The sequence below is a fragment of the Blastocatellia bacterium genome (genome assembly GCA_025054955.1).
In the GTDB taxonomy this organism is placed as follows: Bacteria; Acidobacteriota; Blastocatellia; order HR10; family J050; genus JANWZE01.
The window spans coordinates 23,197-47,755 of the sequence record JANWZE010000006.1; the positions used below are offsets into that span (position 1 = coordinate 23,197).

18 protein-coding genes, 1 tRNA gene and 2 pseudogenes are annotated in these 24,559 nt (G+C 55.0%); 17 read left to right on the forward strand and 4 right to left on the reverse strand.

Features of this window, described 5'->3' with window-relative positions; translation table 11 throughout:
• Positions 1-146 precede the first annotated feature (146 nt).
• Positions 147-1,811: a 5'-nucleotidase C-terminal domain-containing protein gene (locus NZ823_00400; protein ID MCS6803589.1), complete on the reverse strand. Its 1,665-nt coding sequence runs from the start codon at positions 1,809-1,811 to the stop codon at positions 147-149.
• A gap of 184 nt (positions 1,812-1,995) precedes the next feature.
• Here NZ823_00400 and polA point away from each other — a divergent pair, with 184 nt between their 5' ends.
• From polA to NZ823_00435, 7 genes are all read left to right on the forward strand, one after another.
• Entirely contained in the window at positions 1,996-4,611 is a 2,616-nt protein-coding gene (polA, locus tag NZ823_00405) for a DNA polymerase I (protein ID MCS6803590.1), read from the forward strand.
• 12 nt (positions 4,612-4,623) lie between these two features.
• Positions 4,624-5,589: a TIGR01777 family oxidoreductase gene (locus NZ823_00410; protein ID MCS6803591.1), complete on the forward strand. Its 966-nt coding sequence runs from the start codon at positions 4,624-4,626 to the stop codon at positions 5,587-5,589.
• A 235-nt stretch (positions 5,590-5,824) separates the two neighbouring features.
• Positions 5,825-6,133: a ferredoxin family protein gene (locus NZ823_00415; GenBank protein ID MCS6803592.1), complete on the forward strand. Its 309-nt coding sequence runs from the start codon at positions 5,825-5,827 to the stop codon at positions 6,131-6,133.
• A gap of 315 nt (positions 6,134-6,448) precedes the next feature.
• Positions 6,449-7,675, forward strand: coding sequence for an ABC transporter permease (locus NZ823_00420; GenBank protein MCS6803593.1), 1,227 nt, complete (start codon positions 6,449-6,451; stop codon positions 7,673-7,675).
• 6 nt (positions 7,676-7,681) lie between these two features.
• The gene (locus NZ823_00425; GenBank protein MCS6803594.1) at positions 7,682-8,926 is read left to right on the forward strand and encodes an ABC transporter permease; all 1,245 of its coding nucleotides are present in this window, start codon (positions 7,682-7,684) and stop codon (positions 8,924-8,926) included.
• A gap of 1,002 nt (positions 8,927-9,928) precedes the next feature.
• Positions 9,929-10,825 (forward strand): ATP-binding cassette domain-containing protein, encoded by an 897-nt coding sequence (locus NZ823_00430; GenBank protein ID MCS6803595.1) that lies wholly within the window; start codon positions 9,929-9,931, stop codon positions 10,823-10,825.
• 174 nt (positions 10,826-10,999) lie between these two features.
• Positions 11,000-12,271 (forward strand): ABC transporter permease, encoded by a 1,272-nt coding sequence (locus tag NZ823_00435; GenBank protein ID MCS6803596.1) that lies wholly within the window; start codon positions 11,000-11,002, stop codon positions 12,269-12,271.
• Positions 12,272-12,351: 80 nt separating this feature from the next.
• Here the strand turns inward: NZ823_00435 and NZ823_00440 are convergent, their stop codons facing one another.
• The 3 genes and pseudogenes from NZ823_00440 to NZ823_00450 all read right to left on the reverse strand — a co-directional run bounded on the left by NZ823_00440 (position 12,352) and on the right by NZ823_00450 (position 16,313).
• On the reverse strand, positions 12,352-13,146 hold the full coding sequence (locus NZ823_00440) for a YIP1 family protein (GenBank protein ID MCS6803597.1): 795 nt from the start codon (positions 13,144-13,146) through the stop codon (positions 12,352-12,354).
• Between the two features lie 162 nt (positions 13,147-13,308).
• Positions 13,309-15,222: a DNA mismatch repair endonuclease MutL gene (gene mutL, locus NZ823_00445; GenBank protein MCS6803598.1), complete on the reverse strand. Its 1,914-nt coding sequence runs from the start codon at positions 15,220-15,222 to the stop codon at positions 13,309-13,311.
• Between the two features lie 908 nt (positions 15,223-16,130).
• Positions 16,131-16,313, reverse strand: a pseudogene (locus NZ823_00450) (DNA mismatch repair protein MutL).
• Between the two features lie 59 nt (positions 16,314-16,372).
• On the opposite strand from NZ823_00450, the gene NZ823_00455 reads away from it, so the two are divergent.
• The 10 genes and pseudogenes from NZ823_00455 (at position 16,373) to pheT (ending at position 24,529) form a co-directional block, all read left to right on the forward strand.
• Complete coding sequence (locus NZ823_00455) at positions 16,373-16,612, forward strand: hypothetical protein (protein ID MCS6803599.1); 240 nt, start codon at positions 16,373-16,375, stop codon at positions 16,610-16,612.
• Positions 16,609-16,979: pseudogene (locus tag NZ823_00460) on the forward strand (type II toxin-antitoxin system PemK/MazF family toxin). Before NZ823_00455 ends, NZ823_00460 begins: the two are co-directional and overlap by 4 nt.
• A gap of 169 nt (positions 16,980-17,148) precedes the next feature.
• A complete protein-coding gene (locus tag NZ823_00465) occupies positions 17,149-17,352 on the forward strand; it encodes a hypothetical protein (protein ID MCS6803600.1) in 204 nt (67 codons plus the stop codon).
• A gap of 672 nt (positions 17,353-18,024) precedes the next feature.
• Positions 18,025-18,099: transfer RNA gene (locus tag NZ823_00470), tRNA-Val, on the forward strand.
• 106 nt (positions 18,100-18,205) lie between these two features.
• On the forward strand, positions 18,206-20,188 hold the full coding sequence (gene thrS, locus NZ823_00475; protein MCS6803601.1) for a threonine--tRNA ligase: 1,983 nt from the start codon (positions 18,206-18,208) through the stop codon (positions 20,186-20,188).
• Between the two features lie 57 nt (positions 20,189-20,245).
• Positions 20,246-20,737: a translation initiation factor IF-3 gene (infC, locus tag NZ823_00480; protein ID MCS6803602.1), complete on the forward strand. Its 492-nt coding sequence runs from the start codon at positions 20,246-20,248 to the stop codon at positions 20,735-20,737.
• Between the two features lie 22 nt (positions 20,738-20,759).
• Positions 20,760-20,963, forward strand: coding sequence for a 50S ribosomal protein L35 (rpmI, locus tag NZ823_00485; GenBank protein ID MCS6803603.1), 204 nt, complete (start codon positions 20,760-20,762; stop codon positions 20,961-20,963).
• 24 nt (positions 20,964-20,987) lie between these two features.
• Positions 20,988-21,359, forward strand: a complete 372-nt coding sequence (gene rplT, locus NZ823_00490) for a 50S ribosomal protein L20 (protein MCS6803604.1) — start codon at positions 20,988-20,990, stop codon at positions 21,357-21,359.
• A gap of 99 nt (positions 21,360-21,458) precedes the next feature.
• A complete protein-coding gene (gene pheS, locus NZ823_00495) occupies positions 21,459-22,487 on the forward strand; it encodes a phenylalanine--tRNA ligase subunit alpha (protein MCS6803605.1) in 1,029 nt (342 codons plus the stop codon).
• The gene (gene pheT / locus NZ823_00500; protein ID MCS6803606.1) at positions 22,484-24,529 is read left to right on the forward strand and encodes a phenylalanine--tRNA ligase subunit beta; all 2,046 of its coding nucleotides are present in this window, start codon (positions 22,484-22,486) and stop codon (positions 24,527-24,529) included. The genes pheS and pheT overlap by 4 nt, the downstream gene beginning before the upstream one ends.
• Positions 24,530-24,559: the final 30 nt, after the last annotated feature.

Below are 24,559 nucleotides of genomic sequence, written 5' to 3' on the forward strand. Positions count from 1 at the left end.
TGTGCGGCCGCGAGGCCTGGGCAAAGACCATGCGTGCGTGCTGCGGTTGCAACCAAATCACGAGAAACTCCTCCGAGCGCAATTAACTTCACATTGATTGATGGGGTTTGCCCGCGGTTCATCATCACCTGTCACCCGCTGCTCGGTTACTTTCCTGGCGTGGCGTCGAACGGCAACAATCGCCAATTATGGTTTGGCTCGGCAGGAATAATACGATGATGCTTGACCCATTCAATGATGAGATGGCGAATCTCCTGACTCGATTTGTAGAGCACAGGCGCGTCCTTGTACATCCAGAAGCCGCCGCCGCCATTGACGCGATAGTTGTTGGTTGCCAGGCGAAACGTCTGCTCCGGCTCAACAGGTTTGCCCTGATAGGTTAAGTTGACAATGCGGTCGCCTACAGGACGCCGCAAGTCAATCTGATACTGAACGCCTTCAGCCATGTCAAAATTGAAGCCGGGAATCTGCCGATCAACAAGCTCCCATGGCTGAGCGCCATCGCGGTAGGGAAGGAAATACCGGGCTGAATGTTCCAGCGCCTCTTTTAACTGACGACCCGTGATGCGCAGAACGACCAGCGTGTTTTCGTAGATGTAGAGGCCTGCGATCTGCCGAACCGTGACCGGCCCGGCTGCAAACTGGATTGCAGGATTAAACATCGCCGCCATCGAAATATCGGCCTTGCCGACGTCCATCTGCACGCGATGAATTAAATCCATCAGCGCCGTATCTTTGAATCGTGCCTCGCGTCCGTCCAGGTTCACCCGCGTTTCGCCGATGGGTGTGTTCAACCAGGCTTGCGTCTCGTCGTGATAGGGTTTTGCCAGGGCAAGAATTTCAGGATCGGCGGCGACTCGTTCATCAATCGGAATCAAGTGACTACGCTTTGACAGAATCTTCCATCGTCCGTGCGCATCGCGTTCCAATTGCAGGTCGGCGCGCGCCACGTTTTCTCCCCACTGACCAGCGTTCGTCAGCAGTGTGTTGTTAATCACCGCTTCGGGCAATTTCCGATGCGTGTGCCCCATGAAGACGACATCAATGTCGGGCGTTGCTTGCACCATCTGGTAGACCTGATTGTCGCCTGCTGCGTCCTGCGGGAATACCTGTCCGGTGACCAGGTCACGATCAAGTCCCATGTGGACGAGGACGACCACCACGTCACACCGCTCCTGCCGACGCAACAGCGAGACCCATTTGCCGGCATCTTGAACGGGGCTGCGAAATTCCATGCCAGCGTAGTTCTCTGGATTTTCCCACGTCGGAATGGAGGGCGTCGTCAGGCCCAGGATGCCGACGCGCACGCCGCCAACTTCGCGGATCGTGTAAGGCGTGAACGGATTGCTCTGGTCCGATGTCCGATAGGTATTGGCTGAGAGCCAGGGAAAGTTGGCTTCTCGTCGCGCTTTGTCAATGACAGCGAGACCGAAATTGAACTCATGATTGCCAACGGCCATGGCATCGTATCCCATGTAACTCATCACCAACATCATCGGGTTGGGCGGCGTCGGATTGTGAACATGGTGGTAGTAAATCAACGGCGTGCCTTGAATCGTATCGCCACTGTCAACCAGTAACGTATTGGGCTGCTGACGGCGGACTTGCTTGACGATCGTGTAGACCTTGGCCAACCCGCGATGGGCCGGCCTGTCGGTGTAGTAATCAGTCGGGTAAATGTTACCGTGCAGATCGGTGGTGCTGAGGATCGTAATGGTAACGCGAGCAGCCAATGACCACGCCGTCGCGCCGAGGCCGCCGAGCGCCATCATCAAAATCAACATCCACACAGAACGTCGCCGCATCTTCATACTTGTTGCTCCTTGAGAATGTGGCACAGGCCTTCCCGCCTGTGCTCCAGTTTCATTCTTCGTGGCGTGCCATAGCCTATAGGCGATTTCTCGAATGAATCGGCATTCTAGCACGTTCAGACACGGCCATCGAGCCAGTTGGTTCACTTGACGGCGATGGGAACGGAGATTACCATCAGCGCCGATGTCACGGCGAAAGCTCCTGCTCATTGATGGCATGTCGAATGTCTTTCGCGCCTTTTATGCTATCCGCCGGTTGTCTCGTCAGGGGTTGCCGACGAATGCTGTCTTTGGCTTCACCACGATGCTGCGCAAGGTGCTCAATGAGGAGCAGCCAGATTATGTTGCTGTTGTCTTCGATTCGGCTGAGCCGACATTCCGCCATCAACTCTATGCCGATTATAAGGCCAATCGCGCTGCTATGCCCGATGAGCTGGCTGTGCAGATGCCCTATATCTTTCGCGTCTGTGAGGCGCTGCGTATTCCGATCATACGACAGCCTGGCTATGAAGCTGACGATCTGATCGGCACTATGGCGCGTCAGGCTGTCGAGCAGGGGTTAGATGTTGTCATTGTGTCCAACGACAAAGACCTGTGCCAGCTCGTCAATGATCATGTCATCGTCATCAAAGCCGATCAGCAGACGAAGACGGTGCTGGATGCTCGCGGCGTCGAAGAGCGGCTAGGCGTGCCGCCCTCTCAAGTGGTTGATGTGTTGGCCCTGTGGGGCGACTCCTCGGATAATGTCCCTGGCGCGCCGGGCATCGGCGAGAAAGGCAGCGTGCAGATCATCAAGCAATTCGGTTCGCTGGAGAAGGCATTGGCTGGATGGGAGCAGGTTGAGCGAAAATCCTATCGCGAATCGCTACGCGATCATCGAGACCTGATCCTTACGTCACGCGAGCTGGTCAGGATCAAGACGGATGTGCCCCTGGAGATAGACTGGGCGGCGCTCGAACGCCGTCCACCCGATCAAGCAAAAGCCTATGCATTATTCACCGAGCTGGATTTCACCTCGTTGCTCAAGGACCTGACCGACGAGCGCGTCGTGTCTGCTGCCGCGCCCGCGAAGGCCGAGGCGGGCGGCGCACCTGAACCGCCACTCCGCTACCATACAGTGACCGCACAGCCCGAAGTGCAACAGGCCTTTGAATCGCTCTGGTCGCATGATCGGTTCGCCTTCGTGGTGGATGTGACAGACGAAAAGTTACGCGGCATTGCTCTCTCATCACAGCCCTATGCAGCCGATTATATTGATCTGCGAGCTGGCCAGTACGCGCTCGACGGATTGCGCGCCGTCATGGAGAACGGATTATTGGCCAAAACTACATACGATTTGAAATCAGCGATCAAGTTGCTTCGCTCACATGGTATCACTATCGAGGGCGCCTGTGATGACGTGATGATCGCTGCCTGGCTTCTTGAGCCGAATCGGGGCAAGTATGAGCTGGCCGCGTTGGTTCACGATTATTTGCATCTGGATGTCTCAAGCGACGCTGGCTTCGACGCCTGTCGTCAAGCTGATACGATTTTGCGTTTGACGACTGAGCTGCGCGCTCGCTTGCAACAGCAACAACTGGAGTCAGTCTATCACGAGATTGAATTGCCGCTGATTGCGATCCTGGCTGAGATGGAGCTGGCCGGCGTCCGCATTGACTTGGATTTGCTGCGTGAGGTCTCAGTCGAGCTAGAGTCGAAACTGGCTCGTTTGTCAGAGAAAATCTACGAACAAGCTGGTCGCACCTTCAACATCAATTCACCGCAGCAACTGGGCGAGGTGTTGGAAGCGTTGAATATCCAGATCAAACGGAAAACGAAAAAGACCGGTCGTATTTCGACCAGCGCCGACGTATTGGCCGAAGTGGCGGCTGAGCATCCGATCGTGCAGTTGATACTGGACTATCGCGAGCTGGCCAAGCTCAAAGGGACTTACGTGGATGCCCTGCCCAAGTTGATTGATCCACGCACCGGTCGCGTTCATACGACATTTGATCAAACCGGCACATCAACGGGACGACTTTCATCTCGCAATCCAAATCTGCAAAACATCCCCGTGCGTTCCGCAATGGGCCGAGAAATTCGCAAGGCCTTTGTCGCCGCGCCGGGGCACGAACTTGTCGTGGCCGATTACTCACAGATTGATTTGCGCGTGCTGGCGCACATGAGCGGTGATGAGGCCATGACGCAGGCGTTTCGCCAGGGACGCGACATTCATGCGGAAGTCGCCCGCACCGTGTTTGGCGCCACGACCGAAGCCCAGGAGAAAGAACTGCGGCGCATGGCCAAGATCGTCAACTTCGCCATCGCGTATGGCATCGGCGCATTCGGGTTAGCGCAGCGGGTTGGCCTATCGCGGACGCAAGCCAGGCAGGTCATCGAAAATTACTACCGGATGTATCCGGGCGTGCGCCGCTATATGGATGAGACCACCGAGTTGGCCCGTCGGCAAGGCTTTGTCCGCAGCCTGTGTGGGCGCATTCGCCAGATTCCTCAGATCAGCGACCGAAATGCCAATGTGCGTCAGCGCGCCGAGCGCGAAGCCATCAACGCGCCCATTCAGGGCGGCAGCGCCGACATCTTCAAGCTCGGCATGATCCGTGTTCATCGCGCTCTCCAACGCGAGAAATTCAAAGCGCGCATGGTCCTTCAGGTGCATGATGAATTGTTATTGGAAGTTCCCGAACCTGAAGTGACGCCGGTGCTCGAACTGGTCAAACAAGAGATGGAACGGGCTTATCCGTTAAGTGTGCCACTCGTTGTTGACGTGGCGCACGGCCGTAATTGGTTAGAGGTCAAATGAACGGAGGCGCGTATGGCGCACGAGACCGGTCCCACCGTTGCTCAGAGCGAGCCGCTCACCAAAGGCGCAACCATCTTGGTGACCGGCGCGACCGGCTTTATTGGCCGCCGATTGTTAGCCGCGCTGCGTGAAAAGGATTATGAAGTGGCTATTTTGACGCGCGACCCTAAGCGCGCACGCTCACGATTTCCTCAAGCAAAGTGGGTGGATGATTGGAGCCTGAGAACAGGTTTGCATCCGGTGAGCATGGTGGAGCAGTGTCAGGCCATTGTGCATCTGGCCGGAGAGAACATTGTGGCTCGGTGGGATGAGGCCAAGAAACAGGCCATTCGCCAAAGCCGATTGGAGACAACCCAGACGCTGGTTTCAGCCATTGCGCAGGCGAAAACCAAGCCGGCCGTGTTCATATCGGCCTCCGCTGTGGGCATCTATGGTCATCGAGAGGAAGAAGAGCTGACCGAAGAATCGGCGCCAGGAGATGATTTTTGGGCTGAGGTCTGTCAGGCGTGGGAACAAGAAGCACGCGCCGCTGAGAACTATGGTGTGCGGGTAACGTGCTTGCGCATCGGCGTGGTGTTGGAGCGAGATGGCGGGCTGCTCGGTAGGATATTGCTTCCGTTCCGTTGCGGTCTGGGCGCCACGTTCGATGATGGCCAGCAATGGATGCCGTGGATTCATCGTGAGGACGTGGTTGGCCTGATCCTCCATGTGTTAGAGCGTCATGATGTCGCCGGCCCGATCAATGTCACGGCGCCCGTGCCGGTCCGCAATGGTGAATTTACCCGAATGCTCGGACAGGTGCTCGGTCGCCGCGCGCCATTGACGGTCTCTGCCGCTGTGCTCGAGCTTTTGTTTGGTGAATTTGCCGGCGTGCTCTTGGCCAGTCAATGCGTGTTGCCGGTGCGCGCTCAAGCTATTGGGTACGCATTTCAGTATGCTTCGTTGGAGCCAGCCTTACGCGCCTGCGTCAGTCGTTAACGCCAACCGTGATGAGATGTGCAGAAGGCTTAATCACCATGTCTGATGATTTTGCTGCGTGGTCGGTAGAAGCTCAACCGTGATGACATGACCCTCAGGCCAGTGGGCTTTTTCAGGGCGTTTGCTGACATAGCAGGAGCTTGATACGCCTCCTGTTGAACAGAATTGACATGCTATGGCGGCTGGCTATAATATGCCGCTCGTTTTAACGACACTGTCTAGGAGGCAAAAGAGCATGGCATATATCATCGCCGAGCCCTGCATCGGGACCAAAGACACAGCCTGCGTGGATGTCTGCCCTGTTGACTGCATTCATCCGACCAAAGATTCCCCCCAGTATGAAGAAGTTGATCAGTTGTATATTGATCCGGAGACCTGCATTGATTGCGCCGCTTGCCAGCCGGCCTGTCCGGTGGAGGCTATCTTCCCGCAAGATGAATTGCCGGATAAGTGGTCGAGCTACATCGAGAAGAACGCTGACTGGTTTGTCTTGGCCGCTGATGAATTTGAAGCCAAATGGAATGCGCCTGGCAAGAAAGGCTGATCGCCTGCGTGATTCGTGATTGGCCCATCTTTAGACTCACAAGCCGACGCGTGAGCCGACCCGCCGCTCCATTGAGGCTTTCGGATGTTAGGTCTTTTCCATCTGGTCCTGAGCATGTCATTTGAGCGTCACTCTATAAGGCCTCCTGCTTCAGTGTTCAGCCACCGGACGTGATTATCAAGCTATTCATCTGTGTCTTCACGCCGTTCAGCAAAGCGTTCAGAATAAACACTGATTCTGAGCGATGGAAACATCGCCGGGGTGTCAGCCGTTTTACTGGACGATGAAAAACGTCAGTGCTAGGATGTTGCTCTTATGAGTCTTGTTGAATCGGCCAGGGTGGCTGTTGATGCCATCTGGGCGCATAAGCTGCGCTCGTTTTTGACGCTGCTGGGTGTGATTATTGGCGTCGCGGCCGTCATCATTGTCGTGATGCTGGTCGAAGGGTTTAATGCCTATTTCAAAGATCAAGTAGCTAGTCTAGGCTCCAATGCCTTCATGGTCAGTCGGTTTGGATTTATCACCAGCGTTGAGGAATTCGTTCAAGCGACCAAACGCAACAAGGACATTACCTACGAAGACCTGCAAAGTATCTTATCCAATCCGCGCCGGCGTTTTGTGCTGGATGCTGCCGCTTCAAAATCCACGATTGGTCAGATTAAATACGGCTCTCAGACGCTGATGGATGTCAACATTCGTGGCGTCTCTCACAACATGGTAGACATTGACAACATCAACGTAGCTGAAGGGCGGTACATTTCGCGCGAAGAAGAGCAGCGGAGCCGGACGACGTGCTTCATTGGGGCTGATGTCGTCAAAGAGTTTTTTCCCGGCGTGGACCCATTGGGAAAAGAGATCAAGATTGAAGGATTGCCGTTTCGTGTGGTTGGCGTCGCAGAAGAAATCGGCACGATACTGGGCCAGCCGCAGGATAGCTTCGTCATTATTCCGGTGACGACCTTCGAGAAGCTCTACGGGCACGGCGGGACGATTTCCATTCGCGTGAGCGCCATCAGCCCCGATACGATCAACCAAGCTGTCGAAGAGGTTCGTGTTGTGTTGCGCAATCGCCGTCATCTGAAGTATCACGAACCGGATAATTTTGGCATTTTAACTTCGGAAGCGATCAATAATTTTTACGACAGCGTGTCGCGCTCGATACAGTTGGCGATCATCGGGGTTGCTTCGGTTGCGCTGCTTGTGGGTGGCATTGTGATTATGAACATCATGCTGGTCTCGGTTGCTGAGCGGACGCGGGAAATCGGCGTGCGCAAGTCGGTCGGAGCCCGGCGCAGCGACATCATCATGCAATTTTTATCTGAGTCCATTGCTCTCTCGCTGATGGGGGGCATTATTGGCATGGGGTTCGCTTACGTGATTGGTCGTCTGCTGGCGTGGCAATTGGATTTACCGATTGCGCTGCCATTGGCCTGGACCATTGCCGCATTAGTTGTCTCGGCTACTATTGGACTCTGTTCCGGGGTCTATCCGGCTTATCGCGCTGCCGGGCTGGATCCCGTTGAGTCATTGCGTTCTGAGTGAGCACGTATGCAAGCGTTTTGGGAAGATTTTCAAATGGCTTTGGCCATGGTGCGCAGCAATAAGTTGCGCGCGTTTTTGACCGTGCTCGGCGTGATGATCGGTGTGATCACCGTAATGTTGATGGTGGCGTTCATTGTTGGCATTCAGACGCAGGTTGAGCAATCGGTCGAAGCCTGGGGCACACATACAATCTTTGTGCACAAATTCAACCCCGGCCTGCGACTGACGCGAATGACCGCTGAGGAGCGACAACGGCCGCCGTTGACCTATGACGACGCACTCGCCATTGCTGATCAATGTTCGGCCGTGCGTATCGCCGTGCCACTGCTGCGACTGCCCCCACGCATGTCCACCGTCGTGCGTTATGGTAACCAGGAGCTATACTTGGTTGATGTGCAAGGCACGCTGCCCAGTTATGAGCGGGTGAGTAATATAGCCTTGCGTCAGGGCCGGTTCTTTACCGACTCGGAGAACCAACATCGGCAACAGGTCTGCATCATTGGTTCATTCATCGCTGATAAATTGTTTGCTGATGTTGATCCGCTGGGCAAGCAACTGCAGATCAACAATAAGGGATTCACGATTATCGGCGTCATGGAGAAACAGGATACGATGTTGTCCGGTGGAGAAGAGGGCGCCGGCGGGTTGAATAAGACCATTTATATTCCTTATCACACGCTGGCCAAGATGGCCCCGGAACAGGAGGAGAATTTCATCTTGGCCGAGGCGCACGCCGGACAGGTGGATAAAGCGATTGATCAAATTACCGAGCTACTGCGTCGGCGGCGCGGCGTGCCGGCTGACAAGCCGAACAACTTCGGTATCTCCACACCGGAATCCATTCAACAGGACGTCAACGAGATGACATTCGGCGTTTTCGTCCTCATGATTGCCATTGCCAGCGTGGCGCTCTTGGTGGGCGGTATTGGTGTGATGAATATCATGCTGGTGTCGGTGACCGAGCGAACCCGCGAAATTGGCATTCGCAAGGCGATTGGGGCGCGTCGCAGCAACATCACATGGCAATTTCTTACGGAAGCCATTGTATTGACGGGAATCGGCGGCCTGATTGGTATTGCCCTTGGGTGGGGGTTAAGTCTGTTGTTACAAGCACTGATGCCCACCTACGTTCCCCTGTGGGCGCCCCTGGCAGGCTTGATGGTGTCTGTCGGCGTCGGCCTCTTCTTCGGTTTATGGCCGGCGATCAAAGCGGCGCGCCTTGATCCTGTTGAAGCGCTCCGCTACGAGTAAAACCCCCTGCGGGGAAATCCGAAGCACGAAATCCGAAATCCGAAACAAATGCCAATGACCAAACTCCAAAAAATCTTGAGCACCAAATCCGAAGTCCCAAACCCGCGAGGCGGGAAATCCGAAGCACGAAATCCGAAATCCGAAACAAACAAATGCCAATGACCAAATCCTGAAAAATGCGAAGGACGAAGCCCCTGCGGGGAAATGCGAAGCACGAAATCCGAAATCCGAAACAAGCTCGAATCACCGAAAAAACCAATTCAAAACCCTATGATCTGGAGAGGCACACTGATGAGTTTGCTCCGATGAGACGAGAGTTTTGTCAAACGGCTTCCCAAGACATTGAGCACCATCGAGGATGTCAAACAGCTCGTTCGCGCATCTGATTCAGTTGGGGCGAACTATGTTGAAGCCAATGAGGCGTGAGCAGAAAGGATTTTGTCATGAGGATCAAAATATCTTGGAAGGATTCGCCCATGAGCTGACACACGCCACCAACGATGAAAATAGAATTCTTTCGTGAGGTTCGTGTGTTTCGTGGGCTATTTTCAGAGGAATCACCCATGAACTTACGTTCACCATGAAGCATGAAAATTTTTCGGGGAGAAAGCGCCGTCGCCGCTTCGCTCTGCCGGCGCACTCCAAGATAAAGTCAGGAATCACCTATGAACTTACGTTCACCACGAAGCATGAAAATTTTCGAGCGAATCGCCCATGAGCTCCGCGCTCGCCACGAAGCATGAAAATGGTTATTTTCAGAGGAGTTCTACATGCCGTCTGGACGACGCCCAGGAACGATGACCACAGGCAGGAATGCCTGTGCCACTTTTTCAGAGGAGGCAAAAGAATTACAACCATTTTGGGCACCATTGTGCAAAAGAGGGCGGGAGGTTAAGTTTTGAAGCCTTTCGCATTTTGAATTTTGGAATTTGAATTTGTTTCGGATTTCGTGCTTGGGATTTGGAATTTCCCTCGAAGAGGGTTTGGGATTTGGGATATTCTATGAACATTGCCATTTCAGCTCAAAACGTGCGGAAGTCGTTCGATTCGCTGGTCGCCGTCAACGACGTGAGTTTGGAGGTTCACGTTGGGGAGGTGTTCGGTCTGGTCGGTCCCAATGGGGCGGGCAAGACGACGTTGATCCGCATGATTATGGACATCATCCGACCTGATGCCGGCACGATTCACATTCTTGGACACCGTATCACCGATGAGGATAAAGCCCATATCGGCTATTTGCCGGAAGAGCGGGGATTATACGTCAAGCAGAAGGTCTTGCCTGTGTTGGAGTACTTTGCCTGCTTGAAGGGAGTGGATGGTCGGCAAGCGCGGATCAATGCGTTGCGCTGGTTGGAACGGCTGGATATGACGGCAGTGAAGGATAAGAAGATCAGCGAGCTCTCCAAAGGGAATCAACAGAAAATTCAGTTACTCTCGGCGCTAGTTGCGGACCCGGCTATTGTCATTCTGGATGAACCGTTTTCAGGGCTTGATCCGGTTAATGCGCGGTTGGTTAGCTCGATTATTCGTGAGCTCGCCATGGCAGGTAAAACAGTGCTGCTTTCGGCCCATCAAATGGGGTTTGTTGAAACGCTCTGTGAACGTGTCTTCATGATTCACAAAGGGCGTCGCGTGTTGTATGGTGAGCTGGACGAGATCAAACGGCGATACTCCGATCATGCCGTCTTGGTCAAGTCAACGGCTGATTATGATCAATGCCCATTGATTGAGCGGCATGTGCCGAGCAACGATGCAAGGAAAATATACCTGCGTGAGGGCGTCAGCGCGCGCGAGTTTCTGACGTGGTTGTTGCAGACCGGCGCCGAGGTTGAATCATTCGAGCAGGCGACAACACCGTTGGAGGACATTTTCATTCGGTTAGTTCAGGAAACCAAGTGATTGGAGCATCAGCCAAAGCGTCACCGAGGCGAGCACACGATGTGAGGTATGACGTTTGAGAGTCCCAGCTCGCGAATGGTGCAATCTAACTTTTCCTCCAGTGTTTGGAGGTGCGACGTATGACGTTTGAGAGTACCAGCTCACGATGTGATTGAGAGATTTGAGAGGCCAGCTATGAACAAGATATTCACCATTGCCCGACGCGAATTTCTCGTGACGATCACACGTCCGGGGTATATCGTCATGGTTATTGGCATGCCGTTGTTTTTTGTGGTGATCAGCGCGATCGGTTATTGGACAGGAACAGCCGCAGAGGCCAATTTGACCCGCGTTGATCATCCTATTGCCGTAGTTGATCGCGCCAATATCCTTGATCTGAGTTTGGCGGATACGTTGCCGCCTGAGCCGCCGCCGAGCAATCGGTTATTCGACAAGTATGTGCCGGACCCAACGGTTCAGTTCGTTGCTTACGAGAGCGTTGATCGGGCCTTGGACGATTTGAAACAGGAGCGTCTTTCGGCCTGTTATGTGATCGAAGCTGATTATTTAGCCAGCGGCCAGATCACCGCCTACGCGCTAGCCGGCGGCTTCTTGCAAGAGTCCGGCACACCGGGGCAGACGCAGCTTCATCGCTTGTTGCGAGCCAGCCTCGTTAAACCCCATTTGGCCGGTGATTCATTCGCCCGGGTGTTGTATCCGAGCCGACTCAATGAAATGAAGGTTAGCAAACAAGGCGAGATCAGACCGGCACGCGGTGCCTTTGAAGAGATGGCCGACCTGCTCGGCCCATTCGCTATGTTTATGCTGATGACGCTTGCGATTTTCTTCTCCTCCGGCTATTTGTTGCAAGGCATTGCTGAAGAGAAACAGAACCGCGTCATTGAAGTGCTTCTTTCATCGGCCAAGCCGACGCAGTTGTTAGCCGGTAAAATTCTTGGTCTGGGAGCCGCTGGCTTGCTACAAGTGACGTTTTATATCGCTCTGATTTTCGTGCCGGCCATGAGCTGGTTTGTCACGATGCAGATCAACACAGAAAAGCTGCTGCTTTCCGTGGTCTATTTCATCCTCGGTTACTTGTTGTTCGCCTGCTTACTGGCCGCCACCGGCGTGATCGGCAATACCGTTCAGGAGAGCAGTCAACTTTCGGCCATCTGGACGATGACGAGCATGATCCCGATGTTTTTGCTCGCGCCGATCAGCACTGAACCCAACGGCGTGTTAGCGCGCGTGTTTTCATTCTTCCCGCTGACCACGCCGGTGACCATGATGTTGCGTATCAGCGCCGGTGATGTGCCGGTTGTGGATATAGTAAGCTCAGTTGTGGTCCTTCTGGCCAGCATTTACTTGGCGGTCAAAGGCGCAGCCAAAGTATTCCGCGCCAGCTCGCTCATGTACGGCAAACGACCGAGCTTGCCTGAGATCATCCGCTGGCTGCGCGAAGCTTGACCGGCGCCATCTGGACCACGTCGCCGCATGCACGGCAGGCGACCGAGATCATCCGTTGGCTGCGTCAAACCTGAGAGGCATTAACTCTGAAACGCGGCGATCCCCACTTTTCCTAATACGTAGAGTCCCCAGCCAATAAAAACAGCCATTGCTGCTGTGCCCACTGATGTTTTCTTGGAAACCTTCGAGAAGCCAATAGACGCCAGAATCAAAAAGAAGATGGTGAAAATGTCTAAGCTGCCAGCGAGCGCATAAAGCGTTGGAGGCGTCTCTTCGACCGAGAGAAAGGCGGCCAGATTCGTGGCAAACGGATTTGTCGGATCAATCGTCTCAGGGGCCCGCACTAACAGGGTGATGATACCGACAATGCCGCTGCCGACCGATTGCGCCATCCACGACCAGGTGACCACGGAGAAAACTTTCTTGAAATTGGTCTCCGCCTGAAAGAGGAGCAGGATGACGTAGTAGAATCCGGCCACAATAGGCAGTAAGACCAACAACCCCAGGATGGCAGTGATATACCAGTATTGGTTGATCGTTTTGATCAGCTTCAGTTGCTCCTGCAATGCTTCTTCAGGAGGTGGAGCCGCGCCTTGCTTCTCAAACGCTTCGAGCATTTTCTCGCGGGTGATGCGTTCAAAGGCTTCGCTCGTCAGTACCTTGGTGTGCAATAGAAAGCCGACCCCAAGCGTGAACGCCAGTGTGATCAGCAGCGGAAACACCCACGTCGGCTTGCGGTTGACGTCCTCGAATGTTTCTCCCGGCGCAAGGAAGATGTTAGAGGCGCGAGAGACTTCACTCATTCGCGCAGTTTCTTCTTCAGACGTGTCGGCGTCGGCAGGGAACGGTGGTTCGACCATCGGTTGTTCGTTCATTAGTTCCTCATTTCTGTTTATTAGAGTTGCTTTGTGTCTGTGTTACAGTGCCGCTAGGATTATTCAACTCGTGACGGATCGTGTCAAGGCAATAACCATCAGCCTGTAGCGCGCCGGATATGCTGCCGTGAGCTTAATTGGCAGGTGCGACAGGCAAGCGCATCAACGTTTGAACAATCGCTCGATCTCTCGCGTGGTCATTTTGACGATGGCTGGGCGGCCGTGCGGGCAATTGGTTGGCACATCGGTTTTCAGCAATTCTTCAATCAGCCAGCGCATTTTCTCCTCGGTGAGCGGCGTGTTGATTTTGATGGCCGCGCGGCAACCAAGACTGGCTGCAATTCGATCGCGCAGATACTCAAGCGTGCCGCCGCGTCGTTCCTGCTCGGCCACTTCTAAAATTTCCCACACCAGCGCGCGGGCTTCGGTTAATGGCACGTCAACAGGTAAAGCGTTAATGGCGATGCTGCGGCCGGAAAGCTGGCTCAGGTGAAAGCCGCTTGCTTCCAGCTCATTGGCAATCGTCTCCAACGTCGCCGCTTGCGCCGGCGTCAGCTCCAGCACTTCAGGAATCAACAGCGGTTGGGCCTGGATCGTTCTGGACTCATACTCGCGCTTGAACTTTTCATAAAGGATGCGTTCGTGACAAGCGTGCTGGTCAATCAGCAAAAGCCCTTCATTGCTGACGGCGACGATGAAACTGTCACGCACCTGACCCAACGGGCGAACGCTGTAAGGCATGGCGTCAATGTGATCAGCCGGTTCCAGGGCTGGCGGTTGTAAGCACTGAGGACTAATGGTGAATGCTTGTTCAGCAGGCTGTAAGCGCTCGGCCGGCGCCGGCAAACCATCCGATGATGGGGACTCAGTAGCCGCTCTGGCGAGCGTTGAAACCCTCTGCGGCTTCGCTGCATGTGGCGAGAAACCGAAATTCATCGGTTGTTGCTTCGGCGGCGCTGGCGGCTGTGTCAGTGGCGCTTGCAAGCGAAATGCTTCGGTTGAGACGCGGCTCGTGGGCCTCTGCTCGGGGCGGCGCCGACTAAACGGCGGAGTTGGCAAGCTCGGTCGCCTCAATTCCATCACCGGCTTGGCGACAGTGATTGATTTTTGGATCGCCTCAACAATAGCGCTTTTGATCGCAGTAGGATGACGAAAACGCACTTCCGTTTTTGCAGGGTGCACATTCACATCAACATCGCATGGCGGCAACTGGATGAACAGGATAGCCGCCGGATACATGCCGGCTGGCAGAATCGCGCGCATACTTTCGCTGAGCGCGGCGCCGATGAGCCGATCTTTGACGAAACGTCCGTTGACGAAGAGGTATTGCGCTTCGCGGTTAGTGCGCGCTGAGTTGGGATTGGATATGAACCCATAGACGCGAAGCTCGCCGGCCGTGTGATCCAGCTCGATAAGCGTCTTCAGAAAATCAGCCCCGAAGAGTTGATAGGCGCGTTCTTTCAGTGTTGCCACTGCTGTGACATCAATGAGCGTGCGGCCCCCGTGCGTGAATGAGAATGCCAGATTCGGATAAGCGAGCGCGTAGTGTGTCACCAAGTTGGTCACATGAAACAGTTCGGTCGCATCCGATTTCAGAAATTTGCGTCGCGCCGGCACATTGAAGAAGAGTTGACGGACGACGATCTCCGTCCCCTGATGCCAGGCGCAATCGCGCACATCACGAATTTTGCCGCCATCAATTTCGATCTCTGTGCCAACAGCATCGTCGGCTGTTTTCGTGCGAAGCGTCACTTTGGAAACAGACGCGATCGAGGGTAACGCTTCGCCGCGAAAGCCGAGCGAGCGGATGTTTTCCAGGTCGTCGGCTGAAGCAAGTTTGCTGGTGGCATGTCGCTCAAAGGCGAGCAGCGCGTCGTCGCGGCTCATGCCCTCACCGTCATCGGTGACGCGAATCAGTTGTTTGCCGCCAACCTCAGCAGCAATCTCAACCTTGTGGCTTCCGGCGTCGAGCGCATTTTCCAGCAGCTCCTTGACCACCGAGGCCGGACGTTCGACCACTTCGCCGGCAGCGATGCGACTGGCAATCAGGTCCGGGAGAACACGTATCTTGGCCATGCGCCCAAGCATACTGTGAAAGCCATCATGGAGCAAGCAACGGACTCGCCCGGCGCAATGGTGACGTTGATCTGCGCAATCGGATTGCGCCTACAATGCGACTGCGAATTACAAAAGAGGTGGTATAACAATGGCCCTCATCTCGATAGACAAAGCGGCGGCTCAGATCGGCGTATCGCCCCAGACGATTGAGGCTTGGGCGAAGCAAGGTTTGTTGACGATTCACAGGTCGCCAGACCTATCCGAGCTATCACCAAGTGCAAGAGGCTTCTTGACAATGTAGCAACTCGTCGAGGCGGATCAATTGTATCAAGTCGCTGAGGGCCTGGGCTGGTTGCATCTGAGCGCTGAGCGATGGGACAGCTCTGAGGAATAATCGTGGCGGTGCGGCATTCATATCATCGAGGTGATGTGGTCCTCATTCAGTTTCCCTTCAGCAACGCCGCAGGACAGAAGGAACGGCCGGCAGTCGTTCTCAGCACGGAGATCTATCACAGTGACTGAGATGAGCTGCTTGTTGTGAGCCTCACGTCAATTCCACCGAAGACGCTACGATCCACTGACCATCAATTGCAGGACTGACACTGGCGGGGCTACACCAACCCTCTTGGGCGCGTTCTCATCTAGCGACGGTACATAGGAAGTTGATCAGCCGAAAACTGGGCAGCTTGACACCTCGTGATTTACAGGCCATCGAGGCTTGCTTGCGTGTCGCATCAGGGCTTTGAGGCTTTCATCAAGCTTCCCCTGGGCATTTTTTGTGCCTGCCCGTCCACGTTATCAATCGCATCAAGGCTTTAAGTCTTTTATCAAACTTCCCCTTGTCGCCCCCCGCAGTCTTCATTGGTTCTATAGCCTGGCGCGTGGCGATCTGCGCTATTGTTCGATCCGGCAGGGTCGTCGGCTGTTTTCGTGCGAAGCGTCACTTTGGAAACAGACGCGATCGAGGGTAACGCTTCGCCGCGAAAGCCGAGCGAGCGGATGTTTTCCAGGTCGTCGGCTGAAGCGAGTTTGCTGGTGGGATGTCGCTCAAAAGCGAGCAGCGCGTCGTCGCGGCTCATGCCCTCACCGTCATCGGTGACGCGAATCAAGAGAAGCAGTGTTGACATTCGTACACAACCGCGTATAGATTGACCACATGACGAAAGCAATGCGTACTACCAACCGCCAGCAGATCAACATCGTCTCGCCTGAGGAGACCATTCAGCTCATTGACCGCGTGAGCAAGAAGAGGTTTCGCGGCCGACTTGTTAGTGAAGCCGTGAACTACTATGTCGAAAAGGAGAACAAAACTAACCTCAGACGGCGGCTCAAAGAGGGAGCGACTCGTCGGGCTGAGCGAGACCTTAACCTTGCCAAAGAATGGTTTGCGTTTGAAGAGGACGCATGACAAAAAGGCCGAAGGTAACGTTTCCCCGGCGCGGTGAGGTGTGCCTGGTCAACTTCGATCCTACGATCGGCGCTGAGATTAAGAAGACCCGCCCAGCTTTAATCTCCAGAACAACATTGCAAACCGCTATAGCCCGATCACCATCGTAGCTGCCATCACGTCCCAATTCGAGGAACCACTCTATCCCACCGAGGTGCTCATCAAAGCAAAAGAAGGAGGATTAACCGCTGACTCCGTGGTGCTCCTGAACCAGGTTCGCTCCATAGACAAAGCGCGACTTGTGAAGCGCCTTGGCAGGCTCGATCCCAAAACGATGGTTCACGTAGACCGGGCAATTCAGATCAGCTTTGGCCTTGTGAATCTCTGAAGTTCCGAGCGTCTGTGGGTCATCTTATACCAATCGTGCAGAAAAAGAACACGTTCTTTGTAGGGGCGTCCCTGCATGGACGCCCCCTGACGTTTGGTGTTTTTATGTTGCGGCGACGCACGTTTGTAGGGGCGCCCCTGTTGTGGATGCCCGCTGAGATGGTAGCTAGATGTGCAACGTCCGGGAGCCGTCGTCCCCAATCCTTCGCGCCTTCAGCAGCGCCACCCGTTACCTTATCGGCTCGTTGATGCTGGCTCGTTGCTGGCCGCAAAGCGCGGCTCTGGCGCTTCTCGAACCCGCCACGACGGGGGTTGCGCTGCCGCTGGAGACGTTGCACATTGGCAATGTTGTCATGGGCCGGTTGCGCGGCTGAAGAGACAAAGAGGAGAAAAGAGCGGAGCATGAGTAGAAATACTAAATGCGCAGACAAAATCGGAGACTGTCACATGAGACGTTCTGCTGCTGCTCTCCATGTCGCTTGATGAAACATGGTCTTTCTCTGGAATATTGAATTATTCATCCCTCTTCTTGCCATCTCCGTGAAGCTATCGGCTCGTAGATGACAACAGCAATAAAGATGACGTCAGTGAGCTGTTGCCGCCGCCACCGTTACAAGTGCCAGTGAGCGGCCTTTCACAGTATTCCACGAGCGCCATGGTTGGGGCTGTTGGTGATCGTCAACTCGTCCTCCCGTTCTGGAGCGAGTCAAATGACCCTATGGCTTCGCTTTCAGGTTGTGAGCCTCTACCGTCTTCATAAGGGCGATTAGCTCCTTACCATAGCTCCGTTACTGCGCCGTTGACAATGGCGTGGCTTGACAGAAATCGGGCGCGTTGCTACATTCATCATCTCTTAACGCAGATGCTGCTTTCCGCAGAAGGTGGCCAAGCGTTGCCACTCGCGTGGTTGTAAGCGAGTTAGAAAAGGTCGTGTCAACACAGTTATGACCATTTGTCATGGTAGAGGAAATGGCCCACAGCAGAGGGCATCCAACGATAAGCTGTTCGATGAGCAGCGTGGGTGTTGGCAGCCGTCGAGAGAGTGTAGGCGCGTAGCTCAGGGGGAGAGCACTTCCTTGACGCGGAAGGGGTCAGCGGTTCAAATCCGCTCGCGCCTACCACAGTTTATCATCACGGCATTCTACGTGAGCTTGATGAAGTCCTCGAAAGCGATTGAGGCGCTTGCGTAGGATCTTACCTGGTGAAGTTGAAGCTGGAGTTCACAACATGAGTGTATGGGTTCGACTCCCGGACAGGGAAGCCGTCGAAGTCTCTGACGGGTCCTTGACGGCACAGGAGATCATTGCTCGCGTGGATGAGCGAATCGCTCGCCGTTCGCTGGTGGCCAAAGTCAACGGCAAATTGGTGGACCTTGTCTCTCGTCCTCCTGATGGAGCCACGGTCGAGCCGGTGTTGCCGGGCACGCCGGAAGCGTTGGAAGCCGCCCGTCACTCGCTGGCTCATCTGCTGGCCGCCGCTGTGATGGAGTTGTGGCCAGATGCCAAACGGACGATTGGCCCGCCGATTGAAAATGGGTTTTACTACGATTTCGATTTTGCGCAACCCATTAGCGAATCCGACTTGCCGCGGCTGGAAGCGAAGATGCGCGACATCTTGCGCACGTGGACGACGTTTGAGCGGATCGAGGTCACGCCAGAAGAGGCCGAGCGCGTGTTTGCGGATAACCCATACAAATTGGAATTGATTCGTGAACTGGCCAGCAGCGGCGAGACGATCACGCTGTATAAGTCAGGCGCCTTTGTTGATCTGTGCCGAGGCGGACATATTGACGATGCGCGTCAGATTGATCCTGAGTCGTTCACTTTGTCGCGGCTTGCCGGTTCGTACTGGCGCGGCGATGAAAAGAACAAAATGCTCACTCGCATTTATGGCCTCGCTTTCGCCAGCAAAGCCGAGCTGCAGCAGTACCTGAAGCAATTGGAAGAAGCCGAGCGGCGAGATCATCGAAAGTTGGGCCGCGAGCTTGAGCTGTTCATGTTTCATCCGTTTGCTCCGGCCTCGCCGTTCTTCTTCCCCAAGGGCGCAGTGGTTTACAACCTGTTGGTGGAGTACGTGCGCGAGCTGTACAAGAAGTATGGCTACCAAGAAGTGATCACGCCGCTGATTTATGAAGCTGGCCTGTGGAAGATTTCGGGGCATTATGAGCATTTCTGGGATGACATGTTTACCATCGAAGCTGATGAGCGGCAGTACGCGCCCAAGCCGATGAATTGTCCGAGCCACTGTTTGATGTATGCCGCTCATTTGCACTCGTATCGGGATTTGCCAATCCGCTATGCGGATTTTGCTCGGTTGCATCGTTATGAGCGCTCAGGCGTGACCGCAGGGTTGACGCGAGTGCGCTCATTTTCACAGGACGATGCTCACATCTTTTGTCGCCCGGATCAAATCCAGCAGGAGGTCCAGACGTTTTTGCAGATGTTAACTGAGACCTACACGATGCTGGGTTTTCAGGATGTTCAGATTTATCTTTCAACGCGGCCACCCAAGCGTGCTGGATCGGATGAGGTGTGGGATCGGGCTGAGCAGGTATTGGCCGATGTGCTTCAGGCCCTGAAGATCAACTACACGCTCGCGCCCGGCGAAGGGGCTTTTTATGGCCCTAAGGTGGATGCGCATGTCAAAGACGCTGTGGGGCGGCCGTGGCAGTTGGGCACGGTGCAACTGGACTTCAATTTGCCGGCGCAATTTCAGTTGGAGTACGTTACCGAAGCAGGCACAATTGAACGACCTGTGATGATCCATCGCGCGATGTTCGGTTCCATAGAGCGATTCTTAGGCGTTTACATTGAGCACTGTGCAGGCGCATTCCCGATGTGGTTAGCGCCGGTGCAGGTGATTGTGTTGACGATCACCGACAAGCAGAACGAGTATGCGCGGCACGTGCATCAACACTTGCTGGACGCCGGATTGCGGGCCGAACTTGACATTCGCCATGAGAAGATCGGCGCAAAGATTCGTCAGGCTCAACTGATGAAGATTCCGTTCATGTTGGTCGTGGGCGCGCGCGAGGCGGAGCGTGGCGACGTCGCCGTGCGTCAACGCCAGCGAGGCGACATAGGAACCATGCCGCTGCCGGCATTCATTGAGCACGCCTTACGCTTAACGCGGAGTCGCGCGTTGAACCTTGATATTCCGGGCTTGACGCCGGAGAGTCAAACCAACGTTGCCGGCTCGAAGGAGAAGTGAACTATTAACAGACGACCGTTTCGTTCCAAAGGCCACAAAGAGCAACCGCGATATCGGATCAATGAGCGGATTCGCGCTGATCAGGTTCGCCTGATAGATGAGCACGGCCGACAAGTCGGCATCGTGCCGTTGAAAGAGGCGCTGCGGCAGGCTGAAAGTAAAGGCCTCGATTTGGTGGAGATTGCTCCCCAGGCCAACCCTGTCGTGTGCCGCATCATTGATTATGGCAAGTTCCTATACGAACAGAAAAAGAAGGCGCAAGAGGCGCGCAAGAAACAGACGGTCATCACCGTCAAGGAGATCAAGTTCCGCCCCGGCACGGACGCTCATGACTACAATTTCAAGAAGAATAATGCCGAGCGCATCTTGAAAGGCGGCGATAAAGTCAAAGCCGTGGTTCACTTCCGCGGGCGCGAGATCGTCCATAAAGAATTGGGGCAGCAGTTACTGCAACGCCTCATTGATGAATTGGCGGACGTCAGCGTCGTGGAGAACCAGCCCCGGCTCGAAGGCTATAATTTGATCGCCGTGCTCGGCCCGAAGAAATAATCACCTGAGAGGAGAATGAATCATGCCCAAATTGAAGACCCATCGCGGCGCGCATAAGCGGTTCCGCTTAACCGCCAGCGGCCAAATTAAACGCGGGCATTCGCATGCTCGACATATCTTGACCAAGAAGACGGCCAAGCGTAAACGCCATTTAGATCAGGATACGGTGGTTGATCGAGCTGACCGCCAACGCATCATGGCGATGCTCCCTTATGGCCGAAGCTGAGCAAAGCAACAAGGAGAATGAGTTATGGCACGAGTTAAACGAGGACATCACCGCGTGCAACGACGCAAGAAACTACTACGATTAGCCAAAGGCTACTGGGGGGCCAAGAGCCGGCTCCATCGCTATGCCAAAGAAGCGGTCGAGCGCGGATTGAAATTCGCTTATGTCGGCCGCAAACAGAAGAAACGTGATTTTCGCAGTCTCTGGATTGTTCGCATCAATGCGGCTGCGCATCTGCACGGGCTCAATTACAGTCAGTTTATGCACGGCCTGAAGTTGGCCGATGTGCAATTAGATCGCAAGCTGCTGGCCGACCTCGCCGTCAACGATCAAGCCGCGTTCACCGAACTGGCCAACATGGCCAAGCAAGCCTTAGCGACACGGAGCGCCGCCTAGCATGGCTTGATCTGGTTGTCGGTTGTGATGGAGTGAGCCTTGTGTTGATCCGATGAGAGAGCGACCGACTATTGAGTCTCAATCTGGAGGAGGTCTCTGATGCCCGGCGCGGTCGAAGCGCTCAAACAGCAATTTGATGCCGATCTAGCCAGCGTCACAGATTTAGACGCGCTGACCGCTTTGCGTGATCGTTATCTGGGGCGCAAGAGCGGGCTGATTACCGCGCTGTTCAAACAGATGGGGCAGTTGCGCCCGGAAGAGAAGCCGGCCTTCGGTCAAGCGGTCAATCAGTTGAAACAAGCCGTCGAGGCGGCGCTTGAGGCGCGTCGCGCCGAGTTGCAGCAGCAGGCTGAGCAAGCCCAACTGGCTCAGGATCGGCTGGACATCACCTTGCCGGGCTGGCGTCAGCGCTGGGGGCATTTGCATCCGATCACTCAACTGCGGCAGCGCATCGAAGCCATCTTCGTCTCTATGGGATACACGGTCGAGGACGGCCCAGAAGTGGAAACCAGCTTCTACAACTTCGACGCGCTGAACATCCCGCCCGGCCATCCCGCGCGCGATTCGCAAGACACACTCTATCTGAGCCCGGACGTCGCATTACGCTCGCAGACATCCACCGTGCAGATTCGCACGATGCAACGTCGGCGCCCGCCGCTGCGCATCATCGCGCCCGGCAAGGTGTTCCGACGCGATACGCCCGACCCGACTCATAATCCGATGTTCTTTCAAGTGGAAGGACTCGCCGTGGATCGGATGATTCACATGGGTCATCTGCGCGGCACGTTGCAAGAGTTCGTTCGCCGATTGTTCGGTGCTGATCTTAAGACGCGATTTCGCCCAAGCTACTTTCCGTTTGTCGAACCGGGCGCTGAGCTCGACTATAGCTGCTTCGTCTGTCGCGGCGCAGGATGCCGCGTTTGCAAACAGACGGGATGGATTGAACTGGGCGGCTGTGGCATGGTGCATCCTCGCGTGTTGCAAGGCGTCGGCATTGACCCGGAAGAGTTCACCGGCTTCGCGTTTGGCTTAGGCATTGATCGGATGACAGCGTTGATTTACGGCCTTGACGACATCAGGCTCTTGTTTGAGAACGACGTTCGCTTCCTGGAACAGTTTGGAATATGAAGATCAGTGTTAACTGGCTGCGCCAGTTCGTTGATTGTGAGCTGTCGCCAGCCGATATGGCCGAGAAGCTCACTATGGTGGGATTGGCCGTGGACACACTTGAGCCGGTTGGCGATGATGTGTTGCTCGATTTCGACATCACGTCCAATCGGCCTGATGCGCTTTCTCATCTGGGCATCGCTCGTGAGTTGAGCGTCGTGTGTGGTCGCCCATTGAAGATGCCGCCCGTGACATTGGTCGAAGACGCTCAACCGACCGATGCCGTCACCTCAGTTGAGATTTTGGAGCCGGAACTGTGTCCTCGATATGTGGCCCGGCTGATCATGGATGTAAAGGTCGGCCCGTCACCGCGCTGGTTGGTTGATCGGCTGGAGAAACTGGGGCAGCGCAGCGTGAATAACATCGCCGACATCACCAATCTCATATTGCGTGAGTGTGGTCATCCGACACATGCCTTTGATTTCGAGAAGCTCGCTGGCCGCCGCATTATCGTGCGCCGAGCCTATCCTGGTGAATTGTTGGTGACGCTCGACGGCGTTAAGCGAACACTGCGCGATGATATGCTGGTCATTGCCGATGCCGAACGCGCAGTCGCCCTGGCCGGCATTATGGGCGGCGAAGAGAGCGAAATTTCATCCACGACAAGACATGTGTTGCTAGAGGCCGCCTATTTCCAGCCGACTTCGATTCGGCGCACAGCGCGCGCGCTGGGCATGGAGACGGATGCGTCCTACCAATTCGAGCGCGGTATGGACCCGGAGATGCCGCCGCGCGTGGCTGACCGCGTCGCCGCGCTGATTGCTCAACTGGCTGGCGGTCGGGTCTTGCGCGGGGCGATTGATGTCTATCCGCTCAAAAGGCCACATCAACCAATTCGGCTGCGACAGGAGCGACTTGAGCGCATCAGTGGGCTCCCTATTTCGCTAGACCAAGCTGAGCCAATCCTGCGCGGATTGGGCTTCGATGTGCAGCGTCTCAGCTCACACGAATTGGTGGCTACAGCGCCTTCCTGGCGCATTGACATTGATGGTGAAGATGATTTGGTCGAAGAGATCATTCGGCATGTCGGCTATGACCAGATTCGCCTGGAATTGCCGCCCTGGAGTGGAGGCGGTGAATATCTGGCCGGCGAGGATCGCCGTCGGGATATTCGCCTCATGCTGACAGCCGCGGGCTTCGATGAGGCCATCACATTTAGTTTCGTCAACGCGCGTTTGCAATCGCATTTCTCTTCCGAGCCGGCTGAGGTGATTCTCAATCCGATTGATGAGACGCGCGCCGTGTTGCGAACCACCTTGTTGCCGGGTTTGTTGGAATCGCTGTTACACAATTGGAATCACGGTGTGCGCAATGTTCGTTTGTTCGAGATAGGAAAATGCTTCGTCCGCATCGGCGATGGCCAGCAGCCGTTGGAGCGGGAGGCGCTGGCCGTGATTGCCACCGGCTTGCTCAACGAGCGAAGCTGGAACGATCACAAACAGATGTTCACCTTCTATCATTTGAAGGCCGTGGTCGAGTTGTTCGTTGAAAAGTTCCGGCTTGCGGCCGTGCAGTGGGCAGCCGCGACCCGGTCGTATCTGCATCCTGGGCAATCGGCTCGGTTGCTCGTGGACGGCGTGGAGATGGCTCAGTTTGGGCAGTTACATCCGCGTGTAGCAGCCGAGTTCAAGTTCAGACAGCCGGTCTATGTCGGCGAGTTTGATTTGGAGCGGTGGTTGAGCGTGCAGGGGCAGCCGATTCGTTATCAACCCTTGCCCAAGTACCCGGCCGTCGTGCGAGATGTCTCTTTCGTGTTGCCGGCGGGGCGAGCCTATGGCGAAGTCAAGGCAGCCATCGAAGGGTTGGGACTGCCTGAATTAGACTCTGTCCATCTGTTCGATGTATATGCCGGCCCACCGCTGCTGCCGGGCCAGCAATCGCTCTCCATTAGCCTGCGATTGCAGGCTCCTGATCGAACGTTAACGGATCACGAAATCCATCAGGTCATGCAACGGGTGATGAATTTGCTGCGAGATTCATTCATGGCGCAGATTCGCGAGTGAAACTGGAATTATTGTTGCCTGCGTAGAGTG